The organism is Aeromicrobium sp. SP1 (assembly GCF_055663785.1).
Genome location: NZ_JBQVVK010000001.1, coordinates 360,298 through 386,909, shown reverse-complemented (window position 1 = coordinate 386,909; position 26,612 = coordinate 360,298). Strand labels below are relative to the sequence as shown.

At 71.2% G+C, this 26,612-nt stretch carries 27 protein-coding genes and 1 tRNA gene; 8 read left to right on the top strand and 20 right to left on the bottom strand.

Translation table 11 applies throughout. The annotated features are described in order from the left end of the window. Positions 1-27 precede the first annotated feature (27 nt). The 13 genes from ACT26F_RS01895 to pstC form a co-directional block, all read right to left on the bottom strand. Complete coding sequence (locus ACT26F_RS01895) at positions 28-1,257, bottom strand: RNA polymerase sigma factor (RefSeq protein ID WP_471668783.1); 1,230 nt, start codon at positions 1,255-1,257, stop codon at positions 28-30. Positions 1,258-1,268: 11 nt separating this feature from the next. Beyond that, complete coding sequence (locus ACT26F_RS01890; protein WP_471668782.1) at positions 1,269-1,631, bottom strand: YciI family protein; 363 nt, start codon at positions 1,629-1,631, stop codon at positions 1,269-1,271. A 97-nt stretch (positions 1,632-1,728) separates the two neighbouring features. Then, complete coding sequence (locus tag ACT26F_RS01885; RefSeq protein ID WP_471668781.1) at positions 1,729-2,202, bottom strand: PPOX class F420-dependent oxidoreductase; 474 nt, start codon at positions 2,200-2,202, stop codon at positions 1,729-1,731. 24 nt (positions 2,203-2,226) lie between these two features. Beyond that, complete coding sequence (locus ACT26F_RS01880; RefSeq protein ID WP_471668780.1) at positions 2,227-2,931, bottom strand: lytic murein transglycosylase; 705 nt, start codon at positions 2,929-2,931, stop codon at positions 2,227-2,229. A gap of 1 nt (position 2,932) precedes the next feature. Next, complete coding sequence (locus tag ACT26F_RS01875) at positions 2,933-3,766, bottom strand: phosphate ABC transporter ATP-binding protein (protein ID WP_471668779.1); 834 nt, start codon at positions 3,764-3,766, stop codon at positions 2,933-2,935. A 73-nt stretch (positions 3,767-3,839) separates the two neighbouring features. Beyond that, positions 3,840-5,087: an Ig-like domain repeat protein gene (locus tag ACT26F_RS01870; RefSeq protein ID WP_471668778.1), complete on the bottom strand. Its 1,248-nt coding sequence runs from the start codon at positions 5,085-5,087 to the stop codon at positions 3,840-3,842. Between the two features lie 47 nt (positions 5,088-5,134). Next, positions 5,135-5,761 (bottom strand): hypothetical protein, encoded by a 627-nt coding sequence (locus ACT26F_RS01865; protein ID WP_471668777.1) that lies wholly within the window; start codon positions 5,759-5,761, stop codon positions 5,135-5,137. 21 nt (positions 5,762-5,782) lie between these two features. Beyond that, positions 5,783-7,150: a substrate-binding domain-containing protein gene (locus ACT26F_RS01860; protein ID WP_471668776.1), complete on the bottom strand. Its 1,368-nt coding sequence runs from the start codon at positions 7,148-7,150 to the stop codon at positions 5,783-5,785. Positions 7,151-7,293: 143 nt separating this feature from the next. After that, positions 7,294-8,208, bottom strand: coding sequence for a class E sortase (locus ACT26F_RS01855; RefSeq protein ID WP_471668775.1), 915 nt, complete (start codon positions 8,206-8,208; stop codon positions 7,294-7,296). After that, complete coding sequence (locus ACT26F_RS01850) at positions 8,205-11,003, bottom strand: hypothetical protein (RefSeq protein ID WP_471668774.1); 2,799 nt, start codon at positions 11,001-11,003, stop codon at positions 8,205-8,207. The genes ACT26F_RS01855 and ACT26F_RS01850 overlap by 4 nt, the downstream gene beginning before the upstream one ends. Beyond that, on the bottom strand, positions 11,000-12,628 hold the full coding sequence (locus ACT26F_RS01845) for a substrate-binding domain-containing protein (RefSeq protein WP_471668773.1): 1,629 nt from the start codon (positions 12,626-12,628) through the stop codon (positions 11,000-11,002). Before ACT26F_RS01845 ends, ACT26F_RS01850 begins: the two co-directional genes overlap by 4 nt. Before the next feature lie 11 nt (positions 12,629-12,639). Next, positions 12,640-13,710 (bottom strand): phosphate ABC transporter permease PstA, encoded by a 1,071-nt coding sequence (gene pstA / locus ACT26F_RS01840; RefSeq protein WP_471668772.1) that lies wholly within the window; start codon positions 13,708-13,710, stop codon positions 12,640-12,642. Then, positions 13,707-14,738, bottom strand: a complete 1,032-nt coding sequence (gene pstC, locus ACT26F_RS01835) for a phosphate ABC transporter permease subunit PstC (RefSeq protein WP_471668771.1) — start codon at positions 14,736-14,738, stop codon at positions 13,707-13,709. The genes pstA and pstC overlap by 4 nt, the downstream gene beginning before the upstream one ends. 244 nt (positions 14,739-14,982) lie before the next feature. Here pstC and ACT26F_RS01830 point away from each other — a divergent pair, with 244 nt between their 5' ends. The 3 genes from ACT26F_RS01830 to ACT26F_RS01820 all read left to right on the top strand — a co-directional run bounded on the left by ACT26F_RS01830 (position 14,983) and on the right by ACT26F_RS01820 (position 18,097). After that, positions 14,983-16,020, top strand: a complete 1,038-nt coding sequence (locus ACT26F_RS01830; RefSeq protein WP_471668770.1) for a GNAT family N-acetyltransferase — start codon at positions 14,983-14,985, stop codon at positions 16,018-16,020. An 82-nt stretch (positions 16,021-16,102) separates the two neighbouring features. After that, complete coding sequence (locus ACT26F_RS01825) at positions 16,103-17,947, top strand: Ig-like domain-containing protein (RefSeq protein WP_471668769.1); 1,845 nt, start codon at positions 16,103-16,105, stop codon at positions 17,945-17,947. Between the two features lie 73 nt (positions 17,948-18,020). After that, positions 18,021-18,097 (top strand) — tRNA-Met (locus ACT26F_RS01820). Between the two features lie 560 nt (positions 18,098-18,657). On the opposite strand, the gene ACT26F_RS01815 is transcribed toward ACT26F_RS01820, so the two are convergent. Both ACT26F_RS01815 and ACT26F_RS01810 read right to left on the bottom strand, forming a co-directional pair. Further along, positions 18,658-18,993: a MerR family transcriptional regulator gene (locus tag ACT26F_RS01815; protein WP_471668768.1), complete on the bottom strand. Its 336-nt coding sequence runs from the start codon at positions 18,991-18,993 to the stop codon at positions 18,658-18,660. A 1-nt stretch (position 18,994) separates the two neighbouring features. Further along, the gene (locus tag ACT26F_RS01810) at positions 18,995-19,405 is read right to left on the bottom strand and encodes a DnaJ domain-containing protein (protein WP_471668767.1); all 411 of its coding nucleotides are present in this window, start codon (positions 19,403-19,405) and stop codon (positions 18,995-18,997) included. Positions 19,406-19,565: 160 nt separating this feature from the next. On the opposite strand from ACT26F_RS01810, the gene ACT26F_RS01805 reads away from it, so the two are divergent. Further along, on the top strand, positions 19,566-19,985 hold the full coding sequence (locus ACT26F_RS01805; RefSeq protein ID WP_471668766.1) for an Hsp20/alpha crystallin family protein: 420 nt from the start codon (positions 19,566-19,568) through the stop codon (positions 19,983-19,985). Positions 19,986-20,318: 333 nt separating this feature from the next. Then, the gene (locus ACT26F_RS01800; protein ID WP_471668765.1) at positions 20,319-20,741 is read left to right on the top strand and encodes a hypothetical protein; all 423 of its coding nucleotides are present in this window, start codon (positions 20,319-20,321) and stop codon (positions 20,739-20,741) included. A gap of 67 nt (positions 20,742-20,808) precedes the next feature. On the opposite strand, the gene ACT26F_RS01795 is transcribed toward ACT26F_RS01800, so the two are convergent. Beyond that, positions 20,809-21,237, bottom strand: coding sequence for an ArsI/CadI family heavy metal resistance metalloenzyme (locus ACT26F_RS01795; protein WP_471668764.1), 429 nt, complete (start codon positions 21,235-21,237; stop codon positions 20,809-20,811). Positions 21,238-21,317: 80 nt separating this feature from the next. Here ACT26F_RS01795 and ACT26F_RS01790 point away from each other — a divergent pair, with 80 nt between their 5' ends. Genes ACT26F_RS01790 through ACT26F_RS01780 form a run of 3 tightly spaced genes read left to right on the top strand, consistent with a single transcriptional unit; the run spans position 21,318 to position 22,809 of the window. Further along, the gene (locus ACT26F_RS01790) at positions 21,318-21,680 is read left to right on the top strand and encodes a metalloregulator ArsR/SmtB family transcription factor (protein ID WP_471668763.1); all 363 of its coding nucleotides are present in this window, start codon (positions 21,318-21,320) and stop codon (positions 21,678-21,680) included. After that, positions 21,677-22,381, top strand: a complete 705-nt coding sequence (locus ACT26F_RS01785) for an aquaporin (RefSeq protein ID WP_471668762.1) — start codon at positions 21,677-21,679, stop codon at positions 22,379-22,381. The genes ACT26F_RS01790 and ACT26F_RS01785 overlap by 4 nt, the downstream gene beginning before the upstream one ends. Next, a complete protein-coding gene (locus ACT26F_RS01780) occupies positions 22,378-22,809 on the top strand; it encodes an arsenate reductase ArsC (RefSeq protein WP_471668761.1) in 432 nt (143 codons plus the stop codon). Before ACT26F_RS01785 ends, ACT26F_RS01780 begins: the two co-directional genes overlap by 4 nt. A gap of 44 nt (positions 22,810-22,853) precedes the next feature. On the opposite strand, the gene ACT26F_RS01775 is transcribed toward ACT26F_RS01780, so the two are convergent. Genes ACT26F_RS01775 through ACT26F_RS01760 form a run of 4 tightly spaced genes read right to left on the bottom strand, consistent with a single transcriptional unit; the run spans position 22,854 to position 26,557 of the window. After that, positions 22,854-23,228: a hypothetical protein gene (locus ACT26F_RS01775; RefSeq protein ID WP_471668760.1), complete on the bottom strand. Its 375-nt coding sequence runs from the start codon at positions 23,226-23,228 to the stop codon at positions 22,854-22,856. Positions 23,229-23,283: 55 nt separating this feature from the next. After that, positions 23,284-23,433, bottom strand: coding sequence for a hypothetical protein (locus ACT26F_RS01770; RefSeq protein ID WP_471668759.1), 150 nt, complete (start codon positions 23,431-23,433; stop codon positions 23,284-23,286). Continuing rightward, positions 23,430-24,362, bottom strand: coding sequence for an NHL repeat-containing protein (locus ACT26F_RS01765; RefSeq protein ID WP_471668758.1), 933 nt, complete (start codon positions 24,360-24,362; stop codon positions 23,430-23,432). The genes ACT26F_RS01770 and ACT26F_RS01765 overlap by 4 nt, the downstream gene beginning before the upstream one ends. Beyond that, complete coding sequence (locus ACT26F_RS01760; protein ID WP_471668757.1) at positions 24,359-26,557, bottom strand: cytochrome P450; 2,199 nt, start codon at positions 26,555-26,557, stop codon at positions 24,359-24,361. The genes ACT26F_RS01765 and ACT26F_RS01760 overlap by 4 nt, the downstream gene beginning before the upstream one ends. Positions 26,558-26,612: the final 55 nt, after the last annotated feature.

The following is a 26,612-nucleotide window of genomic DNA, read 5'->3' as shown; positions in this document are numbered from 1 at the left end:
GAGTCCACGGCACCCCTGCCGGACGGGTCATCCCAGCTGGTCGCGACGCCGTGTGAGGTGGGCGGCCTCTGCGGTGTTCCCGGCCAGCTCGATGGCCCGGTCGTAGGCCTCGCGCGACTCACGGCTGCGTCCCAGCCGCCGCAACAGGTCGGCGCGCACGGCATGGAGGGCGTGGTAGCCGTCCAGCGCGCCGGCGTGCCGGTCGACCTCGGCGAGGGCCACCTCGGGGCCGTCGAGCTCGGCGATCGCGACGGCGCGATTGAGCGCGACGACCGGCGAGGGATCGAGTCGCACGAGCTGGTCGTACAGGGCGACGACCTGCGACCAGTCCGTGTCGCGGGCGTCGCGGGCCGACGTGTGGACGGCATTGATCGCCGCGAGCAACTGGTACCGGCCGGGTGCCACGCCGGAGACGAGTCGCTCGCGGACCAGCCGGTGCCCCTCGGCGACGAGGGCGGCGTCCCACGCCCCGCGGTCCTGCTCGGCGAGGGTGACCAGCTCGCCGCTCGCCGAGATCCGCGCGGGGCGCCGGGCCTCGGTCATCAGCATGAGCGCCAGCAGACCCGCCACCTCTCCGTCCTCGGGAAGCAGCTCACGGACGATCCTGGTGAGCCGGATCGCCTCGGCGGTGAGATCGTCGCGCACCGGCGCCACGGCCGGACCGCTGGCGAGATAGCCCTCGTTGAAGATCAGGAAGAGCACCGTGAGGACACCGTCCACCCGGCGAGGCAGGTCGGCGGCCGCGGGGACCCGGAACGGCACGTTCGCCGCCGCGATCTTGCGCTTGGCGCGGGTGATCCGCTGGGCCATCGTCGTCTCGGGCACGAGGAACGCCTGACCGATCTCGGCCACGGTGAGTCCGCCGAGCAGGCGCAGCGTCAGGGCGATCCGGGCCTCCGGCGCGAGGGCCGGGTGGCAGCACGTGAAGATCAGCCGCAGCCGGTCGTCCTCGATCGGACCGGTGGGCTCGGCGGGGGTGGGATCGAAGATCATCGAGGCGGCCTCGTGCTTGGCGTCGCGCAACTTCTCACGGCGGATCCGATCGATGGCCCGGCGGGCCGCGGTCGTGGTCAGCCAGGCGCCGGGGTTGGGCGGCGGCCCGGACTCGGGCCACGTCGACAGCGCGACCGTGAGCGCCTCGCTCGCCGCGTCCTCGGCCAGGTCGATGTCACCGAACCGGCGGACGAGCGAGGCGATCAGACGGCCGTACTCCTCGCGGAAGACCCGCTCGACGGCCGCCGTGGCTTCCGATGTCATCGGGGAATGGCTCAGGCCAGACCCTGGAACGGTCGCACCTCGACCGTGCCGCCGCACGCCTTCGACCCCGCTGCGGCCAGCTTGAGTGCCACGTCGAGGTCCGGTGCGTCGATGATCCAAAAGCCGCCGATGACCTCCTTGGACTCGAGGTAGGGCCCGTCGGTCATGACCGGCTCGGCGCCGCTCCCGTCGACCACGGTGGCCGTGTCGGCCGGCTCGAGCCCGCCGGCGTAGACCCAGTAGCCGTCGGCCTGCAGCTGGTCGTTGAAGGCACCGGTCGCCGCGAACGCCGCTTCCATGGCCTCCTTCGAGCCGTAGTTGCCGAACTCGGAGCGCTCGACGGGGCCGTGGACCGAAAGCAGGTAGTGCGTCATGACAGTTCTCCTAGATTCCGTGGCGGACTCGATGACCGCCTTCCACCCTGACCACGAACGGGGCACCGCCGATACGACACCCGGCACGAGAAAAATTTCACCGGTCTGCGAGACGCGGCGGAAAACCGCCCGTCGCGACCGGTCCCCAGCGTTCCGGGGTGATCCGCAGCAGGGACTTGCCCTGGTCGACCATCGCCCGGCGGTACTCGTCCCAGTCGCCGTGCTCACCGGAGATGTTCCGGAAGTACTCGACGAACGCGTCCAGCGCCGCCTCGCCGTCGACGGCGTCGAGGACCTCGCACCGGCCGTCGACCTGGACCCAGGGCCCGTCCCAGTCGTCGGAGAGCACCACGACGCTGACCTCGTCGTTGCGTCGCGCATTGCGGGTCTTGGCCCGCTCGGGATAGGTCGCGATCACGACGCGGCCGTCGTCGTCGACGCCGCCGGTCACCGGCGACGCCTGGGGTGCTCCGTCGGCCCGCCGGGTGATCACCAGCATCCGGTGGCGAGGACGCACGAACGCCAGCAACTCGTCCAGCGCGACCGGCGTGTTCGTGGCGACTCGGGGCATGCGTTCAGGCTAGTCCCGGCGGCGTCAGCCCGCGTAGCGCTGCGCGACGGCCAGGACGGAGCGGACGTAGTCGTCGGAGTGGTTGTAGGCGTGGATCGCGCGGGTCCAGCCCGCGCCGGTGGCGAGGTCGCCGCCGGCCTCGCACAGGTAGCGGGCGGCCGCGTAGGCCGCGTCATCGACGTCGTCGACGTCGGCCACCCCGTCGCCGTCGCCGTCGGAGGCCCAGTCGCGCCACGTCGAGGCGATGAACTGCATCGGCCCGCGGGCGCGGTCCCACTGTCCGGACTCGGCGATCGCCGCGTTCCCGTCGGTGCCGTCGAGCTCCGGGCCGTGGATCGTGGCGGCCCCGAGTCCCGACTCGTCCAGCGTGCCGTTGCCGTGACCGGACTCGACCTCGCCGATGGCGGCCAACGTCGTCCAGCCGAGCCGGCAGCCGGGCCGCTCGCCGTCCATCCGCAGGGTGGCCGTCGCGTAAGCGGTCAGGGCGCGCCGCGGGACGCCGGTCCGTTCGGCCTCGTTCGCGACCCAGCTGTCGGCGGGCCGGGGCCCCGAGGCCTGGGCGGCGTCGGTGGCGCCGGTAGCGGCACCGGCCGCCGTGACCGGTGCGACGGCTGCGGCCGGCAGACCCGCATCGGCGAACGGATCGGCGGTGGGGACGTCCGCCCACGCCAGCCCGAAGACCACAACGGTTCCGGCGAGCGCGAGCGACAGGGCGATCAGGAGGCGCACGTCAGCCGAATCGTCCGTTGACGTAGTCGGCCGTGCGCGGGTCGGCCGGCGCGGCGAACATCGCCTCGGTCGGACCTTGCTCGACCACGACACCGGGAGTTCCGTGCGACGCGAGGAAGAACGCGCACCGCTGCGACACCCGGGCCGCCTGCTGCATGTTGTGCGTGACGATCACGATCGTGACGTCCTGCGCGATCTGGGTGATCGTCTCCTCGACGACGCGCGTCGAGGTCGGGTCGAGGGCCGAGCAGGGCTCGTCCATGAGCAGCACCTTCGGCTTCACCGCGAGGGATCGGGCGATGCACAGTCGCTGCTGCTGGCCGCCGGACAGCGCCGAACCCGGCTGGTCCAGTCGGTCGCGCACCTCGTTCCACAGTCCCGCGCGGGTCAGCGACTCCTGCACGAGCTGCTCGCGCTCGTCCTTGGCGACCCGGGTGCCGGTGATCTTCAGTCCCGCGAGGACGTTCTCGCGGATGGACATCGCCGGGAACGGATTGGGCTTCTGGAAGACCATGCCGATCTTCTGGCGCGCGAGGGTCAGCCGGCGCTCCGGGTCGTAGACGTCCTCGCCGTCGAGCAGCACCTCACCGGCGAGCCGCGCCGACGGGACCAGCTCGTGCATGCGGTTGAGGATGCGCAGGAACGTCGACTTGCCACAGCCGGACGGACCGATCAGGGCGGTGACCTGTCCCGCCGGCATCTGGATCGAGACCCGGTCCAGCACCTTGGTGCGGCCGAACCAGGCCGACACCTCGCGCGCGTCGAGGGTCGAGGCCGTCGACACGACGGCGGCCCGCTCGACGGCGGGCAGGACGACGGTCTGGGCGGCGGTCATGGACAGCCTCGCGAGACGTGCCGCGTGGGGGCGTCGCCAGGGCGACGCCCCCACGCACGGGTGGGACGATCGGTCACTTCTTGGCCACGACCAGGGTCTTGGCCGCGGAGTTCCGCGGTGCGTACACCGTACTGCCGAGGTACTGCACGGTGACCTTCCACCTGCCGGCCTTCTGCTTGGGCACCGTGACGGCGACCTTGCCGGAGCTCGACAGCGTCTTGTTGCGGATGACGACCGTCTTGCGACCGAGCTTCAGCACGACGTTGACCTTGCCCGTCGGCTGGGCGAGTCCGGACGGCCTGGCCACGGCGATCGTGAGCTTGCCAGCCTTCTTCGCCGTCACCTTCTTGCTCACCGTGAACGTCGGCGCGGGCGGCGTGCCCCGCGTGACGGTGTAGGCGTGGTCGGCGGTGGTCGCGGACTGCACGACGCTCGCGTCGGTCGAGGTGAACACGACCTTGACCTTGCGGGCCCCGGGCAGGACAGCACCCTTGGCGATCGTGAGCGTGGCCTTGCCCGACGCGTCGAGCGGCCGCGCCGCGGCGAGCGTCGTCGTGCCGGAGAGCAGCGCGACGTTGCCCTTCGCGGTGGCCGTGCCGCCGGTCACCGCGACGGTGATGCCGCGCGCCGCGCCGTACGCGAAGTTCGCGCCCCAGCTCGGCGTCACGGTCGCGACCGGGCCGTCCACCGGAGAGGTGGGCTCGGTCGTCGGGTCCGTCGTCGGCTCGGTCGTCGGCTCGGGCGCCCCGGTGACCGCCCAGGTCGAGCCGGTGACCTTGACGTACGCCGAGGCGTAGGTGTTCGACACGCCCGCCCGAGTTGAGCTCGTGCGCAGTCGCAGCTCGTACACGTCCGGGAACGAGCCCTGCGTCTCGGTGCTCGGGAAGGCTTCGACGACCTGGTCGAGCGGGAGCGAGTCCGCGAGCGCCACGAAGGGCTTCGCACCGACACCGGTGGGCCCGGAGACCGCACCGCCGCCGCTGAAGCGTGTCGTGCTCGAGGCCTGCTGGCCGCTCCAGGCGCCGGCTGCCGTCGACGCCGAGGCGAGGTGGACGAACAGCGACGCCGAGGTGTCGCCTGCCCGGACCTCCTCGGCGGCGACCGCGAAGGCACCGAGCGGCTCGTCGAGCGCACCGGAGGTGACCTCCGTGCCGTCGGCCTTGACGATCTTGAGGGTCGTGACGTTGTCGGGGTCGGCGACCGTCGCGTGGCCGCCGTCGTACCAGTCGAGCTGGTCGGCGGCGACGGCGACGCCGCCGGCCCCCGCGACGAGCGTCAGGCCGATGGCCACGCTCGCCACTGTTCGTGGGGTGATCTTCATGTGGGTTCTCCTGGGGGGGGGGGTCGAGAGGTCTGGTGGGGGCGACGTCAGTCGCCGAGGAGGGCCGCCGCGTCCGAGCAGTCGGCATGACCGCCGCGCACCACGTGCCACGAGTCGCCGTCGACCTTGAGGTCGGCGGTGTCGTAGGCCTGGGTGAACGCGCCGAATCCGCTCGCGCTCGTCACGAGACGCAGCTGCACGTAGCCGTCGAGCGTCGCCGGGAACACCTCGGTGAAGTCCGCGAGGCTCCAGGCGTCCTTGACGATCCGCGTCGCCGGTCGGGCGTGGTCCACGAACGGCACGGGACCGCCGATCGGCGATCCGCTGAACTCCAGCGGGTCGACGGCCTCACGCGGCTGGTAGCCGTAGAGGGTGGCGATCGCGACCGCGTCGTCGGTGACCCGCTCGTCCAGGGGCGTCTCGCCCAGGACGATCGGGGCGAACGGCGTGTCGCCGGTCTTCCCGTGCGTGACCGCGTGACCGGACGCGTCGCACAACGTCAGCAGTCCGCTGGACTGCGGGTCGTCGTACGGCACGACCTCATCACGCGTCGCGAACCACGTGACGGCCACGACGGCGACCACCGCGATGACGGCGGCGAGGGCCCAGACCCTCCGGGACACGCGACGCACGCGTGCCCCGGACGGGCCCGGACTGGTGGACTGGCTGCTCACGGCTGCTCTCCTCGGACGACGTCAGTCGCCGGTGATCTCGGCGTTGTCGGTGCCGTAGACGTGGTACGTCGGGACCTGACCTGCGGCCTCGATGAGCGCCTCGCCCGCCGGTGTCTGGACGAACGGCTTGGCGCCGCCGGGGTTGTAGAACAGCGTGCGCACCCAGTTGAGCGTGCTGCCGGGCTGCCACGGCGTCTCGTCGTTCAGGTCGGACTCGCGGAAGATCGCCCGCAGGGCGAAGTTCTGGCCGTACGGCGCCGCCGCACCCGAGGTGCTCGAGTCGGCTCCGAGCAGCTTGATGCCCGACGCGGTCGCGGAGATCCGGTGGTTGCCGAGCGTCAGCCCGCCCGAGGTGAACGAGCCGGTGTAGGTACGGCCGCCGTTGTACGGGTTGGTCGAGCTCGCGCCGTTCTTCGCCACCGTGTAGTAGCCGTTGTTGACGACCGTCGCACGGCTGCGCGGGAAGGGCACGATCGCGTTCTTGCGCTTGACCGGGTCCTCGATGCCGGTGATGGCGGTCGGGTCGTTCTGCTGGACGTTGAACGAGTTCGGGTTCGACCGCGCGTCGGCGTCGGTCCACGTCGTCGTCGTCAGGTTGTTCGCGGCGCGGATGCCGGCGAGGAACGTGTTCCACATGCCGGCGTCGTCGGGCAGCGTGAGCGGGATGATCGTGTCACCGCTGCCGCCCTCGTTGCCGGGGATCTGGTTCCACTTCGTGATCTCGCCCTTGTAGATCTTCTTGACGACCTCGGCCGAGAGGGTCGCGGGCGCGTTCGTGTCGGCCGCCGTGGCGATCACCTGACGGTCCGTGCCGAACTGGACGCTGTACAGCTTCGTGCCGAGCTGGGCCTGGGCCTTCGTCTGGTTGGCCTGGCCGGAGGAGTCGACCGGGTCGGGGCTGCGACCGACGTCGATCCAGTCGCCGATGCCGTTGGAGTCGACGTAGTCGTTGATGATCGCGTCGCGACCGCCACCGCCGCCACCGGACGGCCGCACGACGAGCGGCTGGCCCGCGCGCAGGGCGATCGTCGGGTTGAGCACCTCGACCTCGCTCTGCTTGACGTACTTGACGCCGCTCTCGCCGAGGGTGCCGTTGCCCGTGATCGTGCTGAGCAGGCGCGGGTCGGTGTAGGCGGTGCGACCCTGGGCGTCACCCGAGGAGTCGAAGTTGATGAACCGCCACCGGTTGCCGGCCGTGTTGTAGCCGGGCAGGTCGCCGTAGCCGTCGGCGAGGAAGTTGTAGGCGGTCTGCAGGATGTCCGAGCCCGTCGAGACGACGTCCTTCTCCTGCGGGGCGGTGTCGGCCTGGGCCGGGCTGGTGGTCAACAGGGCGGTCGCGGCGACCAGCCCGGCGACCGCCGTGGTGGCGACGGTCCGGGTGCGGATCATGAGGAGCCTTTCGATGTGGTTGCTGAACAGGTACTGCTGGTGGTGCGGGTCGTGCTCGGCTGGCCCCCCGGCGCCGATTGCGGTGACCGGAAACTATCGGCGGCGAACCGCCCTGATTCCCGGTCCCGGGATCTGGACGGGCCTCATATCAGGCCCGGGATGAGGTAGGCGGCAAGCGAGGTGGAGAGCCAGAGCGCCGCGAGGACGACGGGCACGCCGGCCGCCCAGACGACGCGCCGGTCCCAGCGACGCCAGCCCCACGCGAAGCCCGCGACGCCCAGCACGAGCAGCTGCAGGGCGAGGGCGAGCTGGGCGAGGGTCGGGACGTCGAGCCGGCCCGACATGTACGTCACCTCGGGGTCGGCCTGGCCGGCGGGGCCGGCGGCGACGGCGCCCGACTTCAGCACCGCGTCGACGTAGACGGTGTTGGCCGGCCGCAGGGCACCCAGGGGTCCGGCGCCGGGCAGCGAGCTCATGAGCGTGAGCCGGCCCTGGCCCGCCTTGGGTGCGGCCAGGATCGGGTCGCCCTTCACGCGGACGCCCAGGACGTCGTAGCGGAAGGTTCCCTGCACGGTCGTGACCGTGATGCGGTCGCCGTACCGCAGCTCATCGAGGCCGCCGAAGACGCCGCCGAACGTCGTGGACCGGCCGGCCAGGACGCTGACGCCCTGCTGGCCCGGCAGGACCGTGCCGGTGACGTGTCCGGGTCCCGCGCGCAGCTGGTCGTTGCGCGAGCCCTCCACGATGACCTCGCTGCTGACGTCGAGCGCGGGGATCGCCAACAGCGCGAGGGGCGTGCCGAGCGGGATCGGGGCGCCCGACGGCGCCTCCCCCAGCGCCAGCTGGGTGCGCAGCTCGTCGTAGAGCTCGCGTTGGGCGTGACCGTGCTGGAAGCTGCTCAGGACCGTCAGGTAGAGCAGCAGCCACGCGACCACGAGGGCCACGGCCTGCAGCACGGTCGCCACCGTCACGCGGCTGGGCGCCGACGTTCCGACGGGTGGCGGCGAGGCGTCGATGAACCCGTGGTGCACCGTGGTCCGGTCGTCGAGCAGGGTCATCGTGCCCGCCTCCCGACTCCGGGCGGTCGCCGGCGGAACCGGCGGCCCACGGTCTCCAGCTCGTCCGACCACCGCAGGACCGATCCGGCGAGTCCGGCGAACAGCGCGAGCACGAGCAGCAACGGCGCGCCGAGACTGCCGAGCCGCGAGTACTGCCCCGACGTGAGCGTGACCTGGGGCGTCTCGGCGGCGGCAGCGACGCGGTCGCCGGACTCGGCGGGCACGTCCGAGACCGGGACGTCCGAAACCGGGACGTCCGGGACGGTGGCGGCCGGGTCGGAGGTGGGTGCCGTCGTGGCCACGGGCGTCGCGGCCGTCCGGAAGTCGCACACGGCGTCGTAGCCCAGGGGCTTCGCATCGAGCGCGGGGACGGACTTCGTCTGGTTGCGGATGGCCGACACCGCGTTGAGCGTGAACGCCCGTTGCGCACCGAGCCCGTTCGCGGCAGTCAGCGCGAGGTAGCCGTCCGGCAGGCGACCGTTGGCGGTCCCCTGCTTCGCGCCGCGCGTCTCGTCGGTGGCGTAGCACAGCAGCTTCGCGAGATCCTGCGCCGTCGCGGTGGCCAGGCCCGTCGTCGGGACGGCCAGGTAGACCGGGAGCGCTCCCGGGTAGGCGTCCTTGCCCGCGGCGGTCTTCAGGTAGGCCGGATCGAACGTCCAGACCTTCGTCTCCGGGTCCGCCTTCAGCCCGGCCGTCGCAGCCTTGAGCCCTGCCGTGTCACCGTGGACGAACGTGCGGCCCGACCCGTCGGTGAACTTCTGCCCCGCCGGAACCGTGGTCGCGGTCTGCAGGTCGGCGGTCCGCAGGTTGTAGCGCTCCGCCGACGACAGCGTCACGAGGCCGAGCACGAACCGGTTGCCGATCGACGCCCGGCCGACCTTGCGCAGCGGCAGCGACGCGACGGGCTCCTCCGTGAGGTAGTTGCACGCCGTGAGCACGGCCGAGCTGGCGTACTGCAGGTTCAGGGTGATCGCCGCGAGGTTGGGCTGCGGGTTGGCGACGAGGTTGAGGTAGGGCGCGGGCGAGTTGCCGTAGCACTTGTTCGCCGTCTTGTACCAGTCCGGAGCCTCGTACGTGTCGAGCAGGAATCCGTCGAGGTCCGACAGCCGCTTGCCGCTGTACGCGGCGCTGACCTTCATCCCCCACGGATCGGCCGCACCGTCGAGCCAGGCCCTGGCCTCGGGGTCGGCGTCGATCCACGCGGTGAGCGCCGTGGTCAGGTCCGCCCGCTCGGACAGCAGCTGCAGGGCACCGGCCGAGCTGAGGTCGGTGTCGGACTTCAGGCCGGGATTGAGCGCCTGGAACTCCGGGTCGACGGACATGTTGAGCGGATTCGCGGCGAGGTCGGCACGGTCCGCGCGCAGCCACGTGGTCACGGGATAGGACTGGGTGATCAGCTTGGCGACGAGCCGGGCATTGAGGTGGAGGCTCTCCTTGCGGTGCTTCGTCGTGTCGTCGACCGCGAAGGCGATCGCGAAGCCGCCGACGGTGATCGGGGCGGGCACGACGGGCTTGCTGAACTCCGTCTCACGCGCCGAGCTGGCGAACGCCCCGGGCAGGGTGCCGCCGTCGACCTGGTCGAGGGCGAAGAAGTCGGCCTGCTGCACGTGGCTGAAGTTGAACAGGGAGTCGCTCGCGCAGAACGCGGGCCGCCACGAGGCGGTCAGCTCGTTGAGGACCACGGAGCCGCCGATCTCGACGGCCTCCCCCGCCCCGGTGGCCGAGCAGGCATCGCCCGTGGGCGCGAACTCGAGCGGCACCGCGACCCGGTTGCGCCAGTTCGACGCCGACCACCAGTAGGCCCCGCGCACGGCCTGGTCCGAGCTCTTGGTCGAGTCGCGGGTCTCGCCGGGTGAGTAGGCACCCGTGCGCCGGCACGTGGCGTTCGCGCTCGACTTCTGCGAGGTGGTCAGCGCCGTGCCGTTCGCCTGCACCTGCGCGGCGTCGAGCTCGGTCCCCCACGCGTCGCAGCTGATCCCGACGATCGGCACGACGACCAAGGCGCACCGCACCGTGGCGGAGCAGCCGAGGGTGGCGTTCTCGGCGCGCGTCCAGACCGGGAACTCGGCCTGGCCGGTGCCGTCCTCGTCCGTCGCGCCGTAGACCGTGTTGCTGGGCAGGCCGCCGTCGCTCGTGTCGCTGGCCTCGGGTGCCGCGCCGGCGCACCCGACGGACGGATCGGGACCGCCGAAGTACGTCTCGCCGTCGGCGCCGCGCAGTGGCAGCCAGCGCGCGGTGACCGGCGTCGAGAGCTTCGAGCAGGCGGCCGGCAGCGGATCGGGCGCGCCCACGACGGGCGCGCGGTCGGCCGCGTCGGCGTAGGCGTCGAAGCGCCACGAGGGGGTGTGCGACGTGGACGCGAAGTAGCGCTCGGGAGCGGTCTGGGTCCAGCACGTCTCCGGGGTCAGCCGGGACTGTCCCTTCGGCACCGCGCCCGTCGTGTCGACGCCCCGGCACTGCAGGATCACGACCGGGTACTCCTGGTCCTTCGCCTCGGCGGCCGTGGGATCGAGGGCGACGCCGCCCGTCGGGTGCGCGCCGTTCCACGCGACCCGCACCTCCTGGCGCCCGCGCAGGTTCGTCACCGCGGAGACCTTGACCTGGACCTCGTCCTTCGTGGCGCCCTCGGTGGACGTCGTGCCGTCCTCGTCGAGGTGCGCGCGCTTCGCCACGACGGTCTTGGAGAATGCCCAGTCCTCCGCTCCGGCGGGGCCGGCGGCGACCTGCACGACGGCGAGGACGCCGGCCACGAAGGCGGTCGCGAGCAGCGCGCGCGACCACTGACGGCGGCTCATCGGCGCCTGCCCGTCGAGCGGCCCGCGAACGAGGAGACCGCACCGGGTGCGACGACCACGGCGATGAACAGACCGACCACGAGCGCCGTCAGGACGGGCGCGGGACCGGATCGGGCACCGCTCGTGAGCGTCGTGGGCACGACCGTGACGTCACCGGAGGCGACGGCGGCGTTCGATCCCGCGACGCCGAGGTCGTTCGTGGCCACGCCGCCCGCGTCCGGCGCCTGCGCGGCCGGACCGTCGTTCGTCGTCGTGCCGCCGGCCGTCGCCTGCGGAGTCGGGGACTTCGCCCCGCCGGCTGCGGCCGGCGCCTTCCCGTCGGACGTGGGATTGGCGATCACCGCGTCCTCGTTGTTCTCGCACGGGGCGTTGCCGGCCCTCGCGCACGCGGGCGGCTGGGGCGCGATCTGGGCGAGGTAGTTCTGCGAGGGCTTGCCCTTGATGAACGTGGGGTTGTTGCACGTCGAGACGTTGCGGTCCTTCATCGTGGCGCCGAAGGCCTTGAGCTTGCCGATCTGCTCGAACCCGGCCTGCACGAGGTTGATGGGCAGCGGTGAGTAGCCGATCGGGCCGATGCCCCGCTGGCCCTGGCAGATCGAGTGGTAGAGGAAGTCCGCGAGGCTCTGCGACTTCGCCTTCGTCATGCGCGCGTCGGACTTGGCCGTCGGGATGATGGCGTAGACGTACGACGAGAGCGGGTACGTGCGCCGGTCGGCGTTGACGTAGACGTTGTCGAGGTCCTGCGTGAGGTAGTTCGCCGAGCCCTTGTCGGTGTTGATCTTCGCCTTCGTCAGGGCGACCGCGACGTTGTACTGCGTCGGCAGGACGTAGTAGCCGGCCTTGTTGAGCATGCGCGCGACGGGGTACTTCGCCAGCAGCGGGTAGGAGTACTCCTCCATCGCGATCGAGCCGTTCGCGCCACCGGACTTGATGTAGTTCATGACGCCGTCGGAGCCGGACTGCGCCTTCTGCGGGCCCGAGGACCTGCCGCAGTTGAGCGGGAAGTAGTCGGTGGGCGCGTTCGTGCCGCCGTTGCAGGCCTTCCACAGCGACGGGTACTGATCGCTCAGCCACGTCGTGAACTGGTTCGTGACGCCGGCGCCGTCGGCGCGCACGACGGGGATGATCGGGATCGACGGCAGCTGCTTGCCGTTGTTGTCCTTCGTGATCGCCGCGTCGCTCCAGTTGGTGATCTGGTTCGTGAAGATCTTCGCGATCGTCTCGCCCGAGAGGCGCAGGCTGCGGTGCATCTTCCCGCCGACCTCGAGGTGGTACGGGAAGGAGGTGCCGCCCGAGACCACCGGCAGGTACGCGAACGAGCGACCCAGCGCCGAGTCCGTCGCCCCCGTTGTCGGGTCCTTGCCGCGATAGGGCGAGTCGGTGATGCCGAACTCGGTGCGCACGTTCGCGTAGTCCTTGCGACCCTGCGCGGCGCCGTTGGCGGTGTAGACGACCTTGAGGTCCTGCGCCGCGACGTCGGCGACCCACTGGTTGACGGCGTTGGCGGCCCAGCTGGAGCCCGATCCCTGGATGAGTGCGTAGGTCGCGGCGTGGGCGGCGCCCAGCGGTCCGGACAGGCAGAGCAGGACGAGGCTCACCCCCACGACCACTGCGCGACGGACCATCGTGGCGGGCCTCATCCTCGGACTCCCTTCCTGCGGGCGATCAGCCGCGCGGTCGTGAACAGGGCGAGCACGACGACGAGCAGCACGGCGGCGGCGGCGTTGGCCCGCTGCTCCATCTGGGGGATCCCCGACGAGGCGCTCGCGTAGATGTAGAGGGGCAGCGAGTTCATCGGCTCGCTGACCGGGTTGGCGTTGAAGTACGTCGACGCGCCGGACGTCAGCAGCAGCGGCGAGGTCTCGCCGACCGCGCGGGCGACGCCGAGGATCAAGGCCGTCGCCAGCGCCGGGCGGGCCGTGGGCAGCACGACGTGCCACACGGTCTGCCACCGCGTCGCACCGAGCGCGTACGACGCCTCGCGCAGGCCGCCGGGGACGACGCGCAGCACCACGTCGCTGGCCCGCGCCATGATCGGCAGCGCCATCACGGCCAGCGCGAGCGAGGCGGCGAAACCGCTCGTCTGCTGTCCCAGGTAGACGAGCCACACCGTGTAGATGAACAGGCCCGCCACGACCGACGGCATCGCGGTCATCGCCTCGATCACCGACCGGACGGTGTTGGCCATCTTGCCGCCCACCTCGGCGGTGAAGATCGCGGTGAGCAGGCCCAGCGGCATCGCGATCGCCACCGCGATGCTCATCTGGATCAGGGTGCCGGCGATGGCGTGCAGGATGCCGCCCTGCGTGAACGGGTCGTCGCCCTGCACGCCGCTCATGTCCTCGACGTAGAAGTTGGCGTGCAGCAGCGGCTCGAGGCCCTTGATGACGGTCGACAGGACGGCACTGGCCAGGGCCAGACCGACGATCACCGGGGCGGCGGCCACGAGGCTCGTCGCGATCCGGTCGGCGACGATCGGCCAGGGGCGGGTCAGCGCGGTCAGTCCCGCGAAGAAGGCGACGAACAGGACGTACCAGACGAGGATGAACCCGATCCGTCCGGTGACCGGCAGGACCTGCGTGTAGAGCAGCCACGTCGTGGCGAGCGAGCCCAGGACGGCGCCGGCCAGCGCATGCCGGTCGTCGCGGGTCGAGGAGCCGGTCGCGCGGACGGTCTCGACCACGGGGACGACGGCGTGCAGCGTCACAGCTCGCTCACCGCCCCCGAGCGGGCCCGGGCGACGATCCCGGCGGCCAGGGTGTTGACCACCATCGTCACGACGAAGAGCAGGAAGCCCGCCGTCAGCAGCGCCGAGAGCTGGGCGGGGGTGGCCTCCTTGTAGCCGGTCGCGATCAGGGCCGAGATCGTCGAGGTGCCCGACTCGAGCACGCGCACCTTCAGGTCGAACGACTGGCTGATGACGAGCACGACCGAGATCGTCTCGCCGAGGGCCCGGCCCAGCGCGAGCATCGAGCCGCCGATGATGCCGCTCTTGCCGAACGGCAGGACGACGTTGCGCACGACGGCCCAGCGCGTGCCGCCGAGCGCGAGCGCGGCCTCCTTCTCCCCCACCGGCGCCTGGGCGAACACCTCGCGCATGACGGAGGTGGCCATCGGGAAGATCATCGCCGCCACCGCGATCGCCGCGATGGCGGCCGAACCGGCGTACGAGGGGTAGCCCGGGGCCTGGTTCCAGATCGGGTAGTCGACGTCGGTGTGCACCTCGAAGAACGGGATCCAGCCGAGGTGCTTGCTGATCCAGTGGGTGACGTGGGTCGCGTGCGGCTGGATCAGCAGCATGACCCACAGGCCGAACACGATGCCCGGCACGGCCGCCATGAGGTCGACGGCGGACGTCAGGCCCGGACGCCAGCGCTCGGGAGCCCAGTCGGTGATGAACAGCGCCGTGCCGAGTGCCAGCGGGATCGCGAGGACGAGCGCGATGATCGCCACCTCGAGCGTCCCCAGGGCCACCGCGGAGATGCCGACGATGTCCTGGCTGGGCAGCCAGCGCGACTCGGTCAGGAACCTCAGTCCGTAGTGCGAGAACGTCGGGATGGATTGCAGGCCCAGGAACAGGCCGATCGCCGTCACGATGACGAACACGAGGACGCCGACTCCGCGGGTGACGTTGACGAACACGCGATCCGATCCGACGGGTCGGGCCGAGATGTCCCGGGGCACGTCGTCGTCGAGGCGATCGACGGCGTCGAGCAGGGTCGTCTCGGGGGGCACCGGGCGTCCAATCGGGTCGAGGAATGGGCAGTCGGCCCGTCAGCACCGTCCCCCCTCGCTGGACGTGTGCACCCATCGAAAACGCGCTGTCGGTCGGGGAACGATAGAACGCTCACGCCCGCTCACGGGCTGGGTCTCAGATTCTGGACAAACTTCACTCGTTTACTGGACATTGAGGTGGATCACGAGCCCCGATCTCGGGGCCCGGGCGCCTCCCCGCGCCGCGTCGACCAGAATGGACGCGATGCCCCAGACGACTCCGATCGACCTGCCCCTGCCCGACCTGCCGAGCCCGTGGCGGGCGCGGGTCCCGGTTCTCGCCGACCTCGACGATCTCGTGAGGCTCCGCCGGCTCGACGAGCTGCAGGGCACGGGCGAGGCGCACGTCGACCCGGCCGGCATCGAGTCTGAAGTCGCGGGCGAGGCCTCCTGGACGCGTCGTCAGTTCGTGGCGGTCGGCGAGGACGACGTGCCGCGCGCATGGATCACGGTGCACGACCGGGCCGCCGGACGAGCCCTCGTGTGGGGCTACTTCGACCGCGACGTGCCCGAGGTGGACGCGATCGCGGAGGCGTCGTACGTGTGGGCCGAGGCCGCCGCCGTGTCGATGGCCCGGCTGCGCGGCGTCCGGTCGACGCGCCTCGACGAGAGCCCGTTCGCCGGCGACGCGCGCCAGGCCGGCTGGCTCGAGCGCGCCGGCTACGCGAAGCGCCGCACGTGGCTGCACATGGAAAGGCCGACCACCGCGGCGGACGCGGCGCTCACCCCGCGCCCCGGCGTGACCGTGCGTCCGGTCGAGCGCCACGAGAACGGCCTGCCCGTCGCCGCGGACCTGTGGGTCGTGCACGCGATGCTGGAGAAGTCCTTCGAGGACCACTTCAACTCGTACCGCGAGAGCTTCCCCGAGTTCGTGCAGCGCCTGCGGGAGCTGCCCGGACACCGCTGGGACCACTGGTGGCTCGCGTCCGTGGACGCCGAGGACGGCTCGGGGCCGGTCGCCGCGGGGACCGTCGTCTGCTCGGAACTGCCCGCCTCCGACGGTGGCGCCGCGGGCACGTACGTCGAGTACATCGGTGTCGACCGCGCCGCGCGGGGCCGCGGCATCGCGAAGTCGCTGCTGGCGACCGTGCTCGCCGATGCCGCGCGCCGCGGCCACGACCGCGTCGGCCTCGAGGTCGACGCCGACTCCCCCACGAGCGCCGACCAGCTCTACCGCTCCCTCGGCTGGGTGACCGACTACGTGACCGAGTCGTGGTTCAAGGACCTCGACCTGACGGACTGAGCCCGACTCCCCGACTTGACGCGCGCCGCCGCGGGGCCAAGGATCGACGTGACTTGAATCACACGCATCGGGGGGATCCGTGATGAGGAAGCACTGGGCCACTGCGGCCATCGCGAGCGCGGTGACGGGGATGCTCGTCACCGCCGTCCCGGCCGGCGCCGCGTCGATCGACAGCGGCGGTGACGACTCCGGAGCCGGCGTCGTGACGATCTATCCGAGCAACGACCTCACGGTGCGCGACCGCAGCCAGCGGACGGGACTGCGGATCGCGCTCCCGGCCCAGGGCTGTGCCACCGCCTCGGCGTGTGGCCTGGTCGCACGACTCAACGAGCTGGACGGGTTCGACCTGGATCCGCGGATCGCGGTGACGTTCGACGGTCCGGTCGATGCGGCGCAGGCCGCGCAGCGGATCACGATCCGCCCGGTCGGCAGCAGGCACGCCATCGGCGTCGAGCGGGTCGTCCTCGACGCGACGACGCACACCGTCTACGCCCATCCCGCGAGGCAGCTGGACCCGGACACGACCTATCGGCTCACGGTGCGGGGCTCGGGAGCGCGGGCGTCGAGCGAGGAGTTCACCACGATGTCGGCCACCGACGGCCTGCTCGACCTCGCGCGCCAGGTCCGCGCGACGCGGCCCGGGTCGTTGCGCGTGGAGGCGCGCGTCGACGCGACGGACGCCACGCTGGAGTACCTGCAGGACGTCGGTGGCGCGGACCTGAAGGCCGTGCCCGTACCGACTCCCGGGCTCGACGGCCGGATCGTCATCGGCTCGTTCGTCGCGCCGTCGTGGTTGCGGGCCGACGGGACGATCGAGCAGACCCCGACCCGCGATGCGGGTCCGCGGGCCGTCGGGTCGACGCGGCTGCCGTTCGTGCTCACGACCCCGCCCGGACGGGCTCCGCGCGGCGGCTGGCCGGTCGCGGTGTTCGGCCACGGCTTCACCGGCAACCTCAGCAACATGCTGGCGGTCGCCGAGTACAACTCCCGCCGAGGCATCGCGACGATCGCCACGACCGTGCCCGGCCACGGCTTCGGTCCGGCCAGCCAGTGGCGGATCACCGACTCCTCCGGCGTGCGCACCGTCTCGGCGTACGGGCGCGGCCGTGACGTGGACGGCGCTCCCGGCATCGGGTCGACCGACGGCGCGAGCCCACGGGTCGGGACGCCCGCGGCGACCGTCGGCTTCCGGGACACGCTGCGGCAGGCGTCGCTCGACAACATGAGCCTGCTGCGGGCCGTCGCCGCCGACCGTCGACTGGGTCTGTCGTCGCGCTCGATCGACTACTACGGCATCAGCTTCGGCGGCATCTACGGCACGATGACCGTCGGCGCCGACCGCGCGTTCGACCGAGCCGTGCTGACCGTGCCCGGCGGCCCGATCAGCGAGATCGCGCGGCTGTCCCCGGACTTCCGTCCGCTCGCCGCGCTCAACCTGCAGGTCGAGGGCCTGCTGAACGGCGGAAATGTCGGCTTCACCGAGTCGCTGCCGCTTCCGGGTGCCGATCCGGTGACCGCGCCGGCCGCCGGTTCACTCGCGATCCAGGCCTACCTGGCGAACTCCACGTGGCTGCAGCGGTCGGGCAGTCCCGAGACCTTCGCCCCCCTCGTGCGCCACCGCGACGTGCTCTACCAGGTGGCCCGCGGTGACCGGACCGTGGCGAACCCGACGTCGTACACGCTCCTCAGGGCCGGACACCTCGCCGGCCGGACCTCGCTGTACCGCAACGACCTCACGGCCGCCGCGAGCGAGAACCCGCACGGCTTCCCGGGACTGGCACCGGTCTTCGCGACGGCTCGCGCCCAGGGACTCGGCCAGACGGCACAGTTCCTGAGGACGGGCCGCACGATCGACCCGGACGGCTCGGGACCCGTGTGGGAGACGCCGATCGCCGACACCGGGCTGTTGCGCACGCTGGGCTTCTGAGTCCCCGAGGTCGAAGACCCGAGTGACCCCGATTTGGAGCGCGCAGGGCCGCCCTGTAAAGTGGAGCGAGCGACGCGGGGTGGAGCAGTTCGGTAGCTCGCTGGGCTCATAACCCAGAGGTCGCAGGTTCAAATCCTGCCCCCGCTACCAATTTCAGGCTCGGAATCTACGGATTCCGAGCCTGAAAGCATTTACGAACTTGATCAAGTGTCCACCTCGGGCTCCTTTGACCGACGGGCCCGCCTGCCTACCGATGAACCCCCGGCCCTGGCATGACCGGCCTAGGGATCGATGGACCCCTCGGCGACTGGCCGGGACGACACCGCGCCGGCAGGGTCGGACGCTGGCGTCCGCCCCTGGCTGGCCGGGCGATCGACGTCGCAGCCCGGTACAAGGCATGGATGAACTCATTCCTGACCTCCGCGTCTGACCACCCCCATCTTTGCCCGCCGGGCTAGGTCGCAGGTTCAAATCCCGCCCCCGCTACTCATCACGGCAGTGGATCCAGTGGATCCACGGTCCTGTTCGGTGTGGTGAGGTGGTCACGTGGGCGGACGTGCTCCTGGCTGCCCGAGCTCGCGCCTTCGCGGCGGTGGCGTGCCAGGTCTTCTCGCTTCGGCGGCTTCCCGCTGCAGACACCGTTCCCGGCCCGACTCCGCCGGTCGTGCGTGACGGGATTGCGCAGCACGAGGGCGATCCCACCCATCCGCTCACCCGCCCGAGTGTGGTCCGCCCCGGTCGGTCGTCGCGGCGGAGGAGTGCCGTCGGCGGAGCCGATCGACCTCGCGTTGCAGGCGAACGTTCTCGGCGCGAAGCCTGAACACGTGCTCCACGCCGGCCAGGTTGAGTCCGGCCGCGAGCAGGCTCGTGATCTCGTCGACCAGGAGCAGGTCTTGACCGCTGTAGCGACGGGTCCCGCCCTCGGTGCGATGCGGCTCCAGCAAGCCCTTCTGCTCATAGACGCGCAGCATCTGGGGCCGTACGCCGGTCACCTCCGCCGCGACCGAGATCGAGAACAATGCGCGCTCGGCGCCCAGGTCAACCACCTCACGCCTCCGTCTCGACGCCACGTCGTGGGGGTTGGACCCATCCCGGTCCAGCCACGATCGGGGCGGTCCCACCGCGACGCCGGCCCGGGATCGTCGGCATCGGTGTCGTCCAGCCGAGACGCACTGGTGCACCCGCCCCGCCCTCGACGCGGACAGACGCCTGCGCCCGGCCTTCGTCGCCGGGGGTTGGGGCGTGGACACGTATGGGGACCGACCGTGTTCGAGAATCCTTGGACACCAGCTCGTATGCCGCAGCGACCGTGGCGAACCGCTGAGCGGCGTCAGGGTGGTTCGAGACGTCGGGATGCGTGGCGCGGGCACGTTCCCGGTAGGCGCGCGCCACCACATCCGGGTCGCTGTCCGGGGGGATCCCCAGTACCCCGAACGCGTGGATCCGTCTGCTGTCCATCCCCGCCTCCCGTCCGCGCCTTGCCCTCGAAAAAACCTGAGTGTGACCTCTTGACATCGTCGCACAGAGAGAGAAAATCTGAAATAGCAAAAGCAGATTATCTGAAGTCCCAGTGGCCTCAGGTCCCAACTTCAGAGCGACATGCGAGGAGGAAGAACTCATGCTGATGCGCACCGATCCCTTCCGTGACTTCGACCGTCTCACCGAGGCGATGCTCGGAACCCGAGCCCGTCCGGCCGTGATGCCAATGACGGCGTACCGAGACAACGGCTCCTTCGTGGTCGACCTCGACCTGCCGGGCGCCTCGGCCGACTCCATCGACCTGACGATCGAGCAGAACGTGCTCACTGTCCACGCCGAACGCAAGCCCCCAGTTGGAGACGTGGAACGGGTGGTCGAGGAGCGCAGCTACGGCGTGTTCAGTCGCCAGCTGTTCCTGGGCGAGACCCTCGACGCCGACCAGCTCACCGCGAACTACGACGCCGGTGTGCTGACCCTACGCATCCCCGTGGCGGAGAAGGCCAAGCCGCGCAGGGTCGAGATCACCGCAGGTGACTCCGCCAAGGAGATCAACGCCTGAGACCAGACGGGCCGCGACCCGGCTCGCCCGCATCCGGTCATCAGGAGGTTCAGGACAGGAGGTGGTCATGCCAGCACTACCCAGCGAACGCGACTCACGGCAAGCGCGTGCCACCACGACCGCGCTGAGGGTCGTCGCCAGAGCGACCCTCAGAAGAGCCCTGGCACGGCTCATCGCCAGCTGAGCGGTCAACCGGGACGAGCGGTGCACACGCTGACCCGCTCCGACCCGATCGGCGGGAGGACCCGACATGCGGCCGGATCCTCCCGCCGATGTCGCCCCGCAGCCCACCGATCACATGCGCCCGCCCGAGCCTTGCACGTAGGTCCGAACATGAAAGGACAGGAGATGTACCCAGCCAAGGACGCGCGCGAACTGGCCATCCTGATACGCATCAGCCGCGAGCTCGACATCGTCGGAGACGTCACGGCGACCGTGGACAACCCGTCCGAACTCCTGGCGTGGGCTCTGATCCTTGCCCACCCCAAGGTTCTCGCCTGGCGCGCCACCGACTCGGGCCACCGGTACCTGCAAGTCAGCGCGCACCGCAAGAAGGCACCCGTCCGAGGCGACATCACCGCCGTCCTCGACTGCGAACAGCACGCCGAATACTGGGATGCCCTCGACCTGACGGAACTCAACCCCGGCGACCGCCGCGACCTGGGCACCGACGCACTCTCCTCTGCCTGGGCCACGATGCCCCTCACCCCAGGACGTACCGGCCAACCCGCCCCACCCCAGCCACCCACCGCCTGAATCGGGATTCGAGCAGGGACCGAATACGGGCCAGACATGTGCGGTCAACGGCCGCATCAGGCCCGGGTCACGCCGTCGCGTCGACCTCGCATGCGCACCCGTCCGTCTCGCAGGCGTCGCCGGCGACGGGGCTGTCCTCCAGGACCGTGTAGATCTCCCACCGCTCGCCGTTGGGGGCGTTCTCGACCCAGAACTTGTCCTGCTTCGCGTAGCAGCACGTCGTACCCCGCTCGTCGACCGAGGCGGAGCCCGCCTCGGCGAGCCGGGTCTGCTCGGCGTCGACGGCGTCGGTGTCGGCGACCTCGACCCCGAGGTGGTTGATCGAGCCGCCGTGGCCGGGGTTCTCGATCAGGACCAGCTTCAGGGGTGGCTCGGCGACGGCGAAGTTCGCGTAGCCGGGACGGACCTTCGCCGGTTCCGTGGCGAAGAGCCGGGTGTAGAACCCGATCGACTCCTCGAGGTCGTCGACGTTCAGGGCGAGTTGGATGCGCGACATGGGAATGCCTCCTCGGCACGATATTGATGTCTGTCGATGTTTACCTTGCGCCTTACATCGACTGATGTCAATATTGATTCATGTCGAAGTCCTTGCCGCTCCTCGAGCCCACCGCCGTCGACGCGGCGGCCTGCTGCTCACCGCTGACCAAGCAGCCGTTGACGACCGAGCAGGCCGAGGGCGTGGCGCCGCTGCTCAAGGCGTTGGCCGATCCGGTCCGGCTGCGGTTGCTGTCCCTCGTCGCCGCGCACGCCGACGGCGAGGCGTGCGTGTGCGACCTCAACGACGCCTTCGACCTCTCCCAGCCCACGATCAGCCACCACCTCAAGGTGCTCCACGAGTCCGGACTGCTCGACCGGGAGAAGCGCGGCACGTGGGTCTACTACCGGGTTCGCGCCAGCGCGCTGGGCGAACTGGTCAACCTGCTCGGCGGCGCCGCGTGACTGCGGGCCCGGAGACCGACTCCCGGGCTCCCGGCCTGACGCAGAAGGCGGTCGCCGAGGCCGTGGGGACCGGGTTCCTGGCCATGGCGGTGATCGGATCGGGCATCGCGGCGGCCCGGCTCTCCCCCGCGGACACGGGCCTGCAACTCCTGCAGAACAGCATCGCCACCGGCGCCGTCCTCGTCGCCCTGATCCTGGCGTTCGGGTCGATCTCGGCCGCGTTCAACCCGGTCGTGACCGCGCTGGAGGCCGTGCTCGGACACCTGCCGTGGCGACACGTCAGCGTCCTGGTCCCGGCCCAGGTCCTCGGCGCGATCGTCGGGGCGGTGCTCGCGAACCTGATGTTCGACCTCGACGCCGTGAGCGTGTCCGCCCGCGCCCGCGACGGAGGCGGGGTGTGGCTCGCTGAGCTCATCGCCACCGCCGGGCTGCTGCTCGTGATCTTCGGGACCCTCCGCTCCGGCCGCGCGCACACGGTCGCGTTCGCGGTCGGCGGCTACATCGCCGCGGCCTACTGGTTCACCTCCTCGACCAGTTTCGCCAATCCCGCCCTCACGGTGGCCCGCACGCTGTCGGACACCTTCGCCGGGATCGCGCCGGCCTCGGTACCGGCCTTCCTCGTCGCCCAGGTGGCCGGCGCCGCGCTGGCCCTGGCGCTCATCCGTGTCCTCTGGCCCGCCAACAAAGGAGTCTCCCGATGACCACATCCACCGACAGCACCCCTCGACCGAGCGTGCTGTTCATGTGCGTCCACAACGCCGGTCGGTCCCAGATGGCCGCCGGCTACCTGCGCGCCCTCGCCGGTGATGCGATCGACGTCCGCTCCGCCGGCTCCAACCCCGGCACGCAGATCAACCCGGTCGCTGTCGAGGCGATGGCCGAGGAAGGCATCGACATCACCGGCAACCGTCCCCAGTACGCGTCGCCGGACCTCATGCAGGCTGCCGACGTCGTCGTGACGATGGGCTGTGGGGACGAGTGCGCCTACTACCCCGGCACGACCTACCTGGACTGGGAGCTGGCCGATCCCGCCGGCCAGGACCTCGCCACCGTCCGGGACATTCGCGACGACATCAAGGGCCGCGTCGCGGCGCTGATCGGCGACCTGCTGGGAGGCGCCGAGGCCTGACCGTCGCTCGCGACAGGTCACCGCGATGGCACCAGTGCCGTGCGTCAGTCGGCGATCCACCTCGCCGCGGCGTCGTAGGTGTCCGACGGCGAGGCGTTGAACGCGATGGCGGCACCCGGCGCGAGCTCGCGGACCAGGTTGACCGTCCGCTCGAACAACAGGCCGTCATGGCGCACCCCTCCGCCGACGACGACGCACTCCCACGCGCGCGAACCGAGCGCCGCGGCGATGACCGCTTCCACGTCGTCGCTGCCGTCGAGGCCGACCAGGCAGAACTCGGCGCCGACGCCATGCTGCGCGAAACGCGCCCTTCCCAGTTCGATCCCTGCGGCCACCGGCGCGGGGTCCCACGAACCGGGCACCCGAAAGGGATCGAGCCCGATCACGAGCACCCGTGGCGCGCCGTCCGCTGACTCCACCACCTCAGGCTACGACGACCCTGCGCCGCCCCGGAGTCGAGACGACGGCGGCAGGTCAGGCCGGCGTGGCGAGGAAGAGGATCTGCTCCTGCGTGTAGGTGCGGCCGGGGTGGGCGTCGGCGAGGTGCTCCTGGACGCGCTCGACGAACTGCGCCTCGGGCGCCTCGACGTGCACGCCGCACGGGCAACTGAGCTGCAGGTTCATCGGCCGTCCTCCCCCTGGAACCGGGTGACGCGGCCGCCGATGAGCCACTCGGTCAGCAGCCACGAGCCGTCGGAGTCGACGGCGATGCCGTGCGGGCTGTTCAGCGTGCCGGCCATGACGGCCGGTCGGACCATGACGCCGTCCTCCATCGCGTTGGGCCAGCCGGGCCGCGTCGGCTCGGCGGGCTGCGCTCCGACCCGGTCGACGAGCGCGCCGTCGGGACCGAGGACGACGAGGTCCCCCCACAGCTCGGTCACGAGCAGCAGGTCGCCGTCGATCGCGAGGCCGGACGGGCTGAACACGGTCCCCTCGCCGAACGTGCGTCGCCACGTCCCGTCGAGGTCGAGCTCGACGAGCCGCCGGTTCGCGCGGTCCGCCACCACGATCACGGGAACGTCTCCGCGGGAGTCGACGACGAGGCCGTGCGGACAGTCGAACGGGCGACCGGAGTCGGCTCCGTCGACCGTCAGCACGCCCACGCCGGAGCGGTCGAAGGCATGGAGCAGTGACTGCCCGTACCCGTCCGCCACCCAGACCACGTCGTCATGCACGGCGACGGCGGTCGGACTCCACGACCCCGCCGGCGACGTCAGCTCCCGATGGACCTTCCCGTCGAGGTCGATCGCCAGGAGCCGGGCGTCGACGCGGTGGTCGGCGTAGACGGGGGTGGCGGGCACGTACTTGTGGCCGTTGTCGGCGACCCAGAACACCTCGGTCCCGTCCACGACGTCACGCGTGATGCCGTGCAGCTCGGTCGTGGGCGTCGGTACTCGGCGCGGTCCGGATGCACCGAGGACCAGCAGCGCGTCGCCCTCGGGTGCGGCGACCACCACCTCGCCGGACGCGGACACCGCGACACCGGAGTGCATCCACGCCGGGCCGTCCGACGCGAACAGCTCGACGACGGCGCGACCGAGCAGGGACGTCACAGGTCCAGGACCAGACGTGCGGTGCACGAGCGCGAGACGCAGACCATCATGCAGTCGTTCCGCGCCTGCTCGTCGTCGGTCAGCACGGAGTCGCGATGGTCCGGGATGCCGTCGAGGACCGTGGTCTCGCAGGTTCCGCACGTGCCCTCGCCGCACGACGTCAGCACCGTCACGCCGGCCTCGTCGAGGACGTCGACCACGCTGCGGTCCGTCGGCACCGTCAGCAGCTTCCCGGTGCGCACCAGCTCGACCTCGAACGGCTCGTCGAGCACGGGTGCCGACAGGTCCTTCGGCGCGAACCGCTCCAGGTGCAGGGCGCCCTTCGGCCACGCGATGCTGCGCTCCTCGACGGCGTCGAGCAGCGGCGTCGGACCGCAGACGTAGATCAGGGTGTCGTCCAGCGGGGTGCCCAGCAGCCCGTCGAGGTCGATGAAGCCCCGCTCGTCCTGCGGCCACACCGTCACCCGGTCACCGTGCCCCTCGAGCTCGTCGAGGAAGGCCATGGACGACCGGGTCCGCCCGCCGTATGTCAGCGTCCATGCGGCACCGGCCGCCTCGGCCGCCCGGATCATCGGCAGGATCGGCGTGATGCCGATGCCCCCGGCGATGAAGAGGTAGCGCGGCGAGGCCTCGAGTGCGAAGTGGTTGCGCGGGCCGCGCACCTCGATGCGCGCCCCCGGATTCAGCGTCTCGTGGACCCGCTCGGAGCCACCGCGACCGGCCGGCTCGCGCAGGACGCCCACGCGGTAGGCCGAGCGGTCGGCGGGATCGCCGCTCAGCGAGTACTGGCGGACGAGCTCGTCGTCGAGGACGAGGTCGACATGGGCCCCCGGGGTCCACGCGGGCAGGTCGGCACCGTCGCGGGACGTGAGGGTCAGGGCGACGACGCCCTCGGAGACCTCGACGCGCTCCTCGACCACGAGCGGCAGGGTCGTGTGGGCGGGCTTGACCTCGGTGGCGATCGGGGCGGGCGGCGCCGCGGCGCCGGGCGCGAAGGCGAGGTCGAGGTGCTGCAGGACGGCCATGTTCGGCGTGCTGGGGTACCGCTCCTCGCGTCCGGCGATGCGGAACTCACCCAGCCGCGGCAGCACCTCCTCGAGCGCGACGCGGGCCTCGAGCCGGGCCAGCGGATTGCCCAGGCAGCCGTGCAGTCCCTCGCCGAAGCCGAGGTGGCGGACGTTCGGACGCAGCGCGTCGAACTCGCCCGCCCGCTCGAACTGGCGCGGGTCGTGGTTCGCGGCGCCGATGACCATCGCGACGCGATCGCCCTTCGGGATCGTGATGCCGTAGTACTCGGTGTCGCGCTGGAGGGTCCGCGTCGTGACCTGCAGCGGGGTGCGGAACCGCAGGCCCTCCTCGACCGCGTTGCGGATGAGGCTCGGATCGTCGCGCAGGGCGCGCTGCTGCGCGGGCTGCTTCGCGAGCTCCTGGAACAGGGTCGACAGCAGGCCCGCCGTGGTCTCGATCCCGGCCAGGTAGAGCCCGAACACCAGGCCCACGACCTCGGACGCCGCCTCGATCTCGTGGTGGGCGAGCGGGATGCCGTTGATGTCGGCCCGCGCCACGTGGGTGAGCAGGTCGTCCTTCGGGTGGCGGCGGCGCTCCATGAGCAGGTCGGCGAGGTACTGGCGCGAGTGGTCCGTGCACTCGCGGGCGTACGGCGTCAGCTGGTCGTCGTCGGGGATGCGGTCCTTCAGGCCGTGCGACCACCGCACGAGCTGCTCCCGCTCCTGCCCCTCAGGCAGGCCGAGGAAGTCGAAGAACACCTCGTACGGCAGCGGCCACGAGAGCGCCTGGGCGATGTCGACCTCGCCGCGGTCGGCGAACGAGTCGACCATCCGTCGGGTGATCCGGCGGACGTCGTCCTCGAGCCTGGCGATGCTGCGCGGCATGAACAGGCGCTGGACGACGTTGCGGATCTCGTCGTGGCGGGGGTTGTCCAGGTTCGGGATGTTGCCCTCGCCGCCCTGGTCGTTGGTCGCGTCGAGGTCGATGCCGGGGTGGTTCTTGTAGAGCTCGTGGTCCAGGACGCCGGCGCGGACGTCGTCGTAGCGCGACAGCGCCCAGAACCCCCACTTCTCGCTGCGGTAGAGCGGAGCCTCCTCACGCAGGCGCTCGTAGACCGGGACCGGGTCCTCCTGGAACGCGACGCTGAACGGGTCGTAGACGACACTCGAGCGGTGCTGGACGGTCACGGCACTACTCCGGAGGGTGGGGTCGATGGAACGAGGAGGTGCGTGCGGGCCGCAC

What these genes read in the sequence shown, in the direction of transcription:
- ACT26F_RS01895 (WP_471668783.1), bottom strand. Translation starts at nt 1,257, where the DNA reads ATGACATCGGAAGCCACGGCGGCCGTCGAGCGGGTCTTCCGCGAGGAG.
- ACT26F_RS01890 (WP_471668782.1), bottom strand. Translation starts at nt 1,631, where the DNA reads ATGACGCACTACCTGCTTTCGGTCCACGGCCCCGTCGAGCGCTCCGAG.
- ACT26F_RS01885 (WP_471668781.1), bottom strand. Translation starts at nt 2,202, where the DNA reads ATGCCCCGAGTCGCCACGAACACGCCGGTCGCGCTGGACGAGTTGCTG.
- ACT26F_RS01875 (WP_471668779.1), bottom strand. Translation starts at nt 3,766, where the DNA reads ATGACCGCCGCCCAGACCGTCGTCCTGCCCGCCGTCGAGCGGGCCGCC.
- ACT26F_RS01870 (WP_471668778.1), bottom strand. Translation starts at nt 5,087, where the DNA reads ATGAAGATCACCCCACGAACAGTGGCGAGCGTGGCCATCGGCCTGACG.
- ACT26F_RS01860 (WP_471668776.1), bottom strand. Translation starts at nt 7,150, where the DNA reads ATGATCCGCACCCGGACCGTCGCCACCACGGCGGTCGCCGGGCTGGTC.
- ACT26F_RS01855 (WP_471668775.1), bottom strand. Translation starts at nt 8,208, where the DNA reads ATGACCCTGCTCGACGACCGGACCACGGTGCACCACGGGTTCATCGAC.
- ACT26F_RS01850 (WP_471668774.1), bottom strand. Translation starts at nt 11,003, where the DNA reads ATGAGCCGCCGTCAGTGGTCGCGCGCGCTGCTCGCGACCGCCTTCGTG.
- ACT26F_RS01845 (WP_471668773.1), bottom strand. Translation starts at nt 12,628, where the DNA reads ATGGTCCGTCGCGCAGTGGTCGTGGGGGTGAGCCTCGTCCTGCTCTGC.
- ACT26F_RS01830 (WP_471668770.1), top strand. Translation starts at nt 14,983, where the DNA reads ATGCCCCAGACGACTCCGATCGACCTGCCCCTGCCCGACCTGCCGAGC.
- ACT26F_RS01825 (WP_471668769.1), top strand. Translation starts at nt 16,103, where the DNA reads ATGAGGAAGCACTGGGCCACTGCGGCCATCGCGAGCGCGGTGACGGGG.
- ACT26F_RS01810 (WP_471668767.1), bottom strand. Translation starts at nt 19,405, where the DNA reads ATGGACAGCAGACGGATCCACGCGTTCGGGGTACTGGGGATCCCCCCG.
- ACT26F_RS01805 (WP_471668766.1), top strand. Translation starts at nt 19,566, where the DNA reads ATGCTGATGCGCACCGATCCCTTCCGTGACTTCGACCGTCTCACCGAG.
- ACT26F_RS01800 (WP_471668765.1), top strand. Translation starts at nt 20,319, where the DNA reads ATGAAAGGACAGGAGATGTACCCAGCCAAGGACGCGCGCGAACTGGCC.
- ACT26F_RS01795 (WP_471668764.1), bottom strand. Translation starts at nt 21,237, where the DNA reads ATGTCGCGCATCCAACTCGCCCTGAACGTCGACGACCTCGAGGAGTCG.
- ACT26F_RS01790 (WP_471668763.1), top strand. Translation starts at nt 21,318, where the DNA reads ATGTCGAAGTCCTTGCCGCTCCTCGAGCCCACCGCCGTCGACGCGGCG.
- ACT26F_RS01780 (WP_471668761.1), top strand. Translation starts at nt 22,378, where the DNA reads ATGACCACATCCACCGACAGCACCCCTCGACCGAGCGTGCTGTTCATG.
- ACT26F_RS01770 (WP_471668759.1), bottom strand. Translation starts at nt 23,433, where the DNA reads ATGAACCTGCAGCTCAGTTGCCCGTGCGGCGTGCACGTCGAGGCGCCC.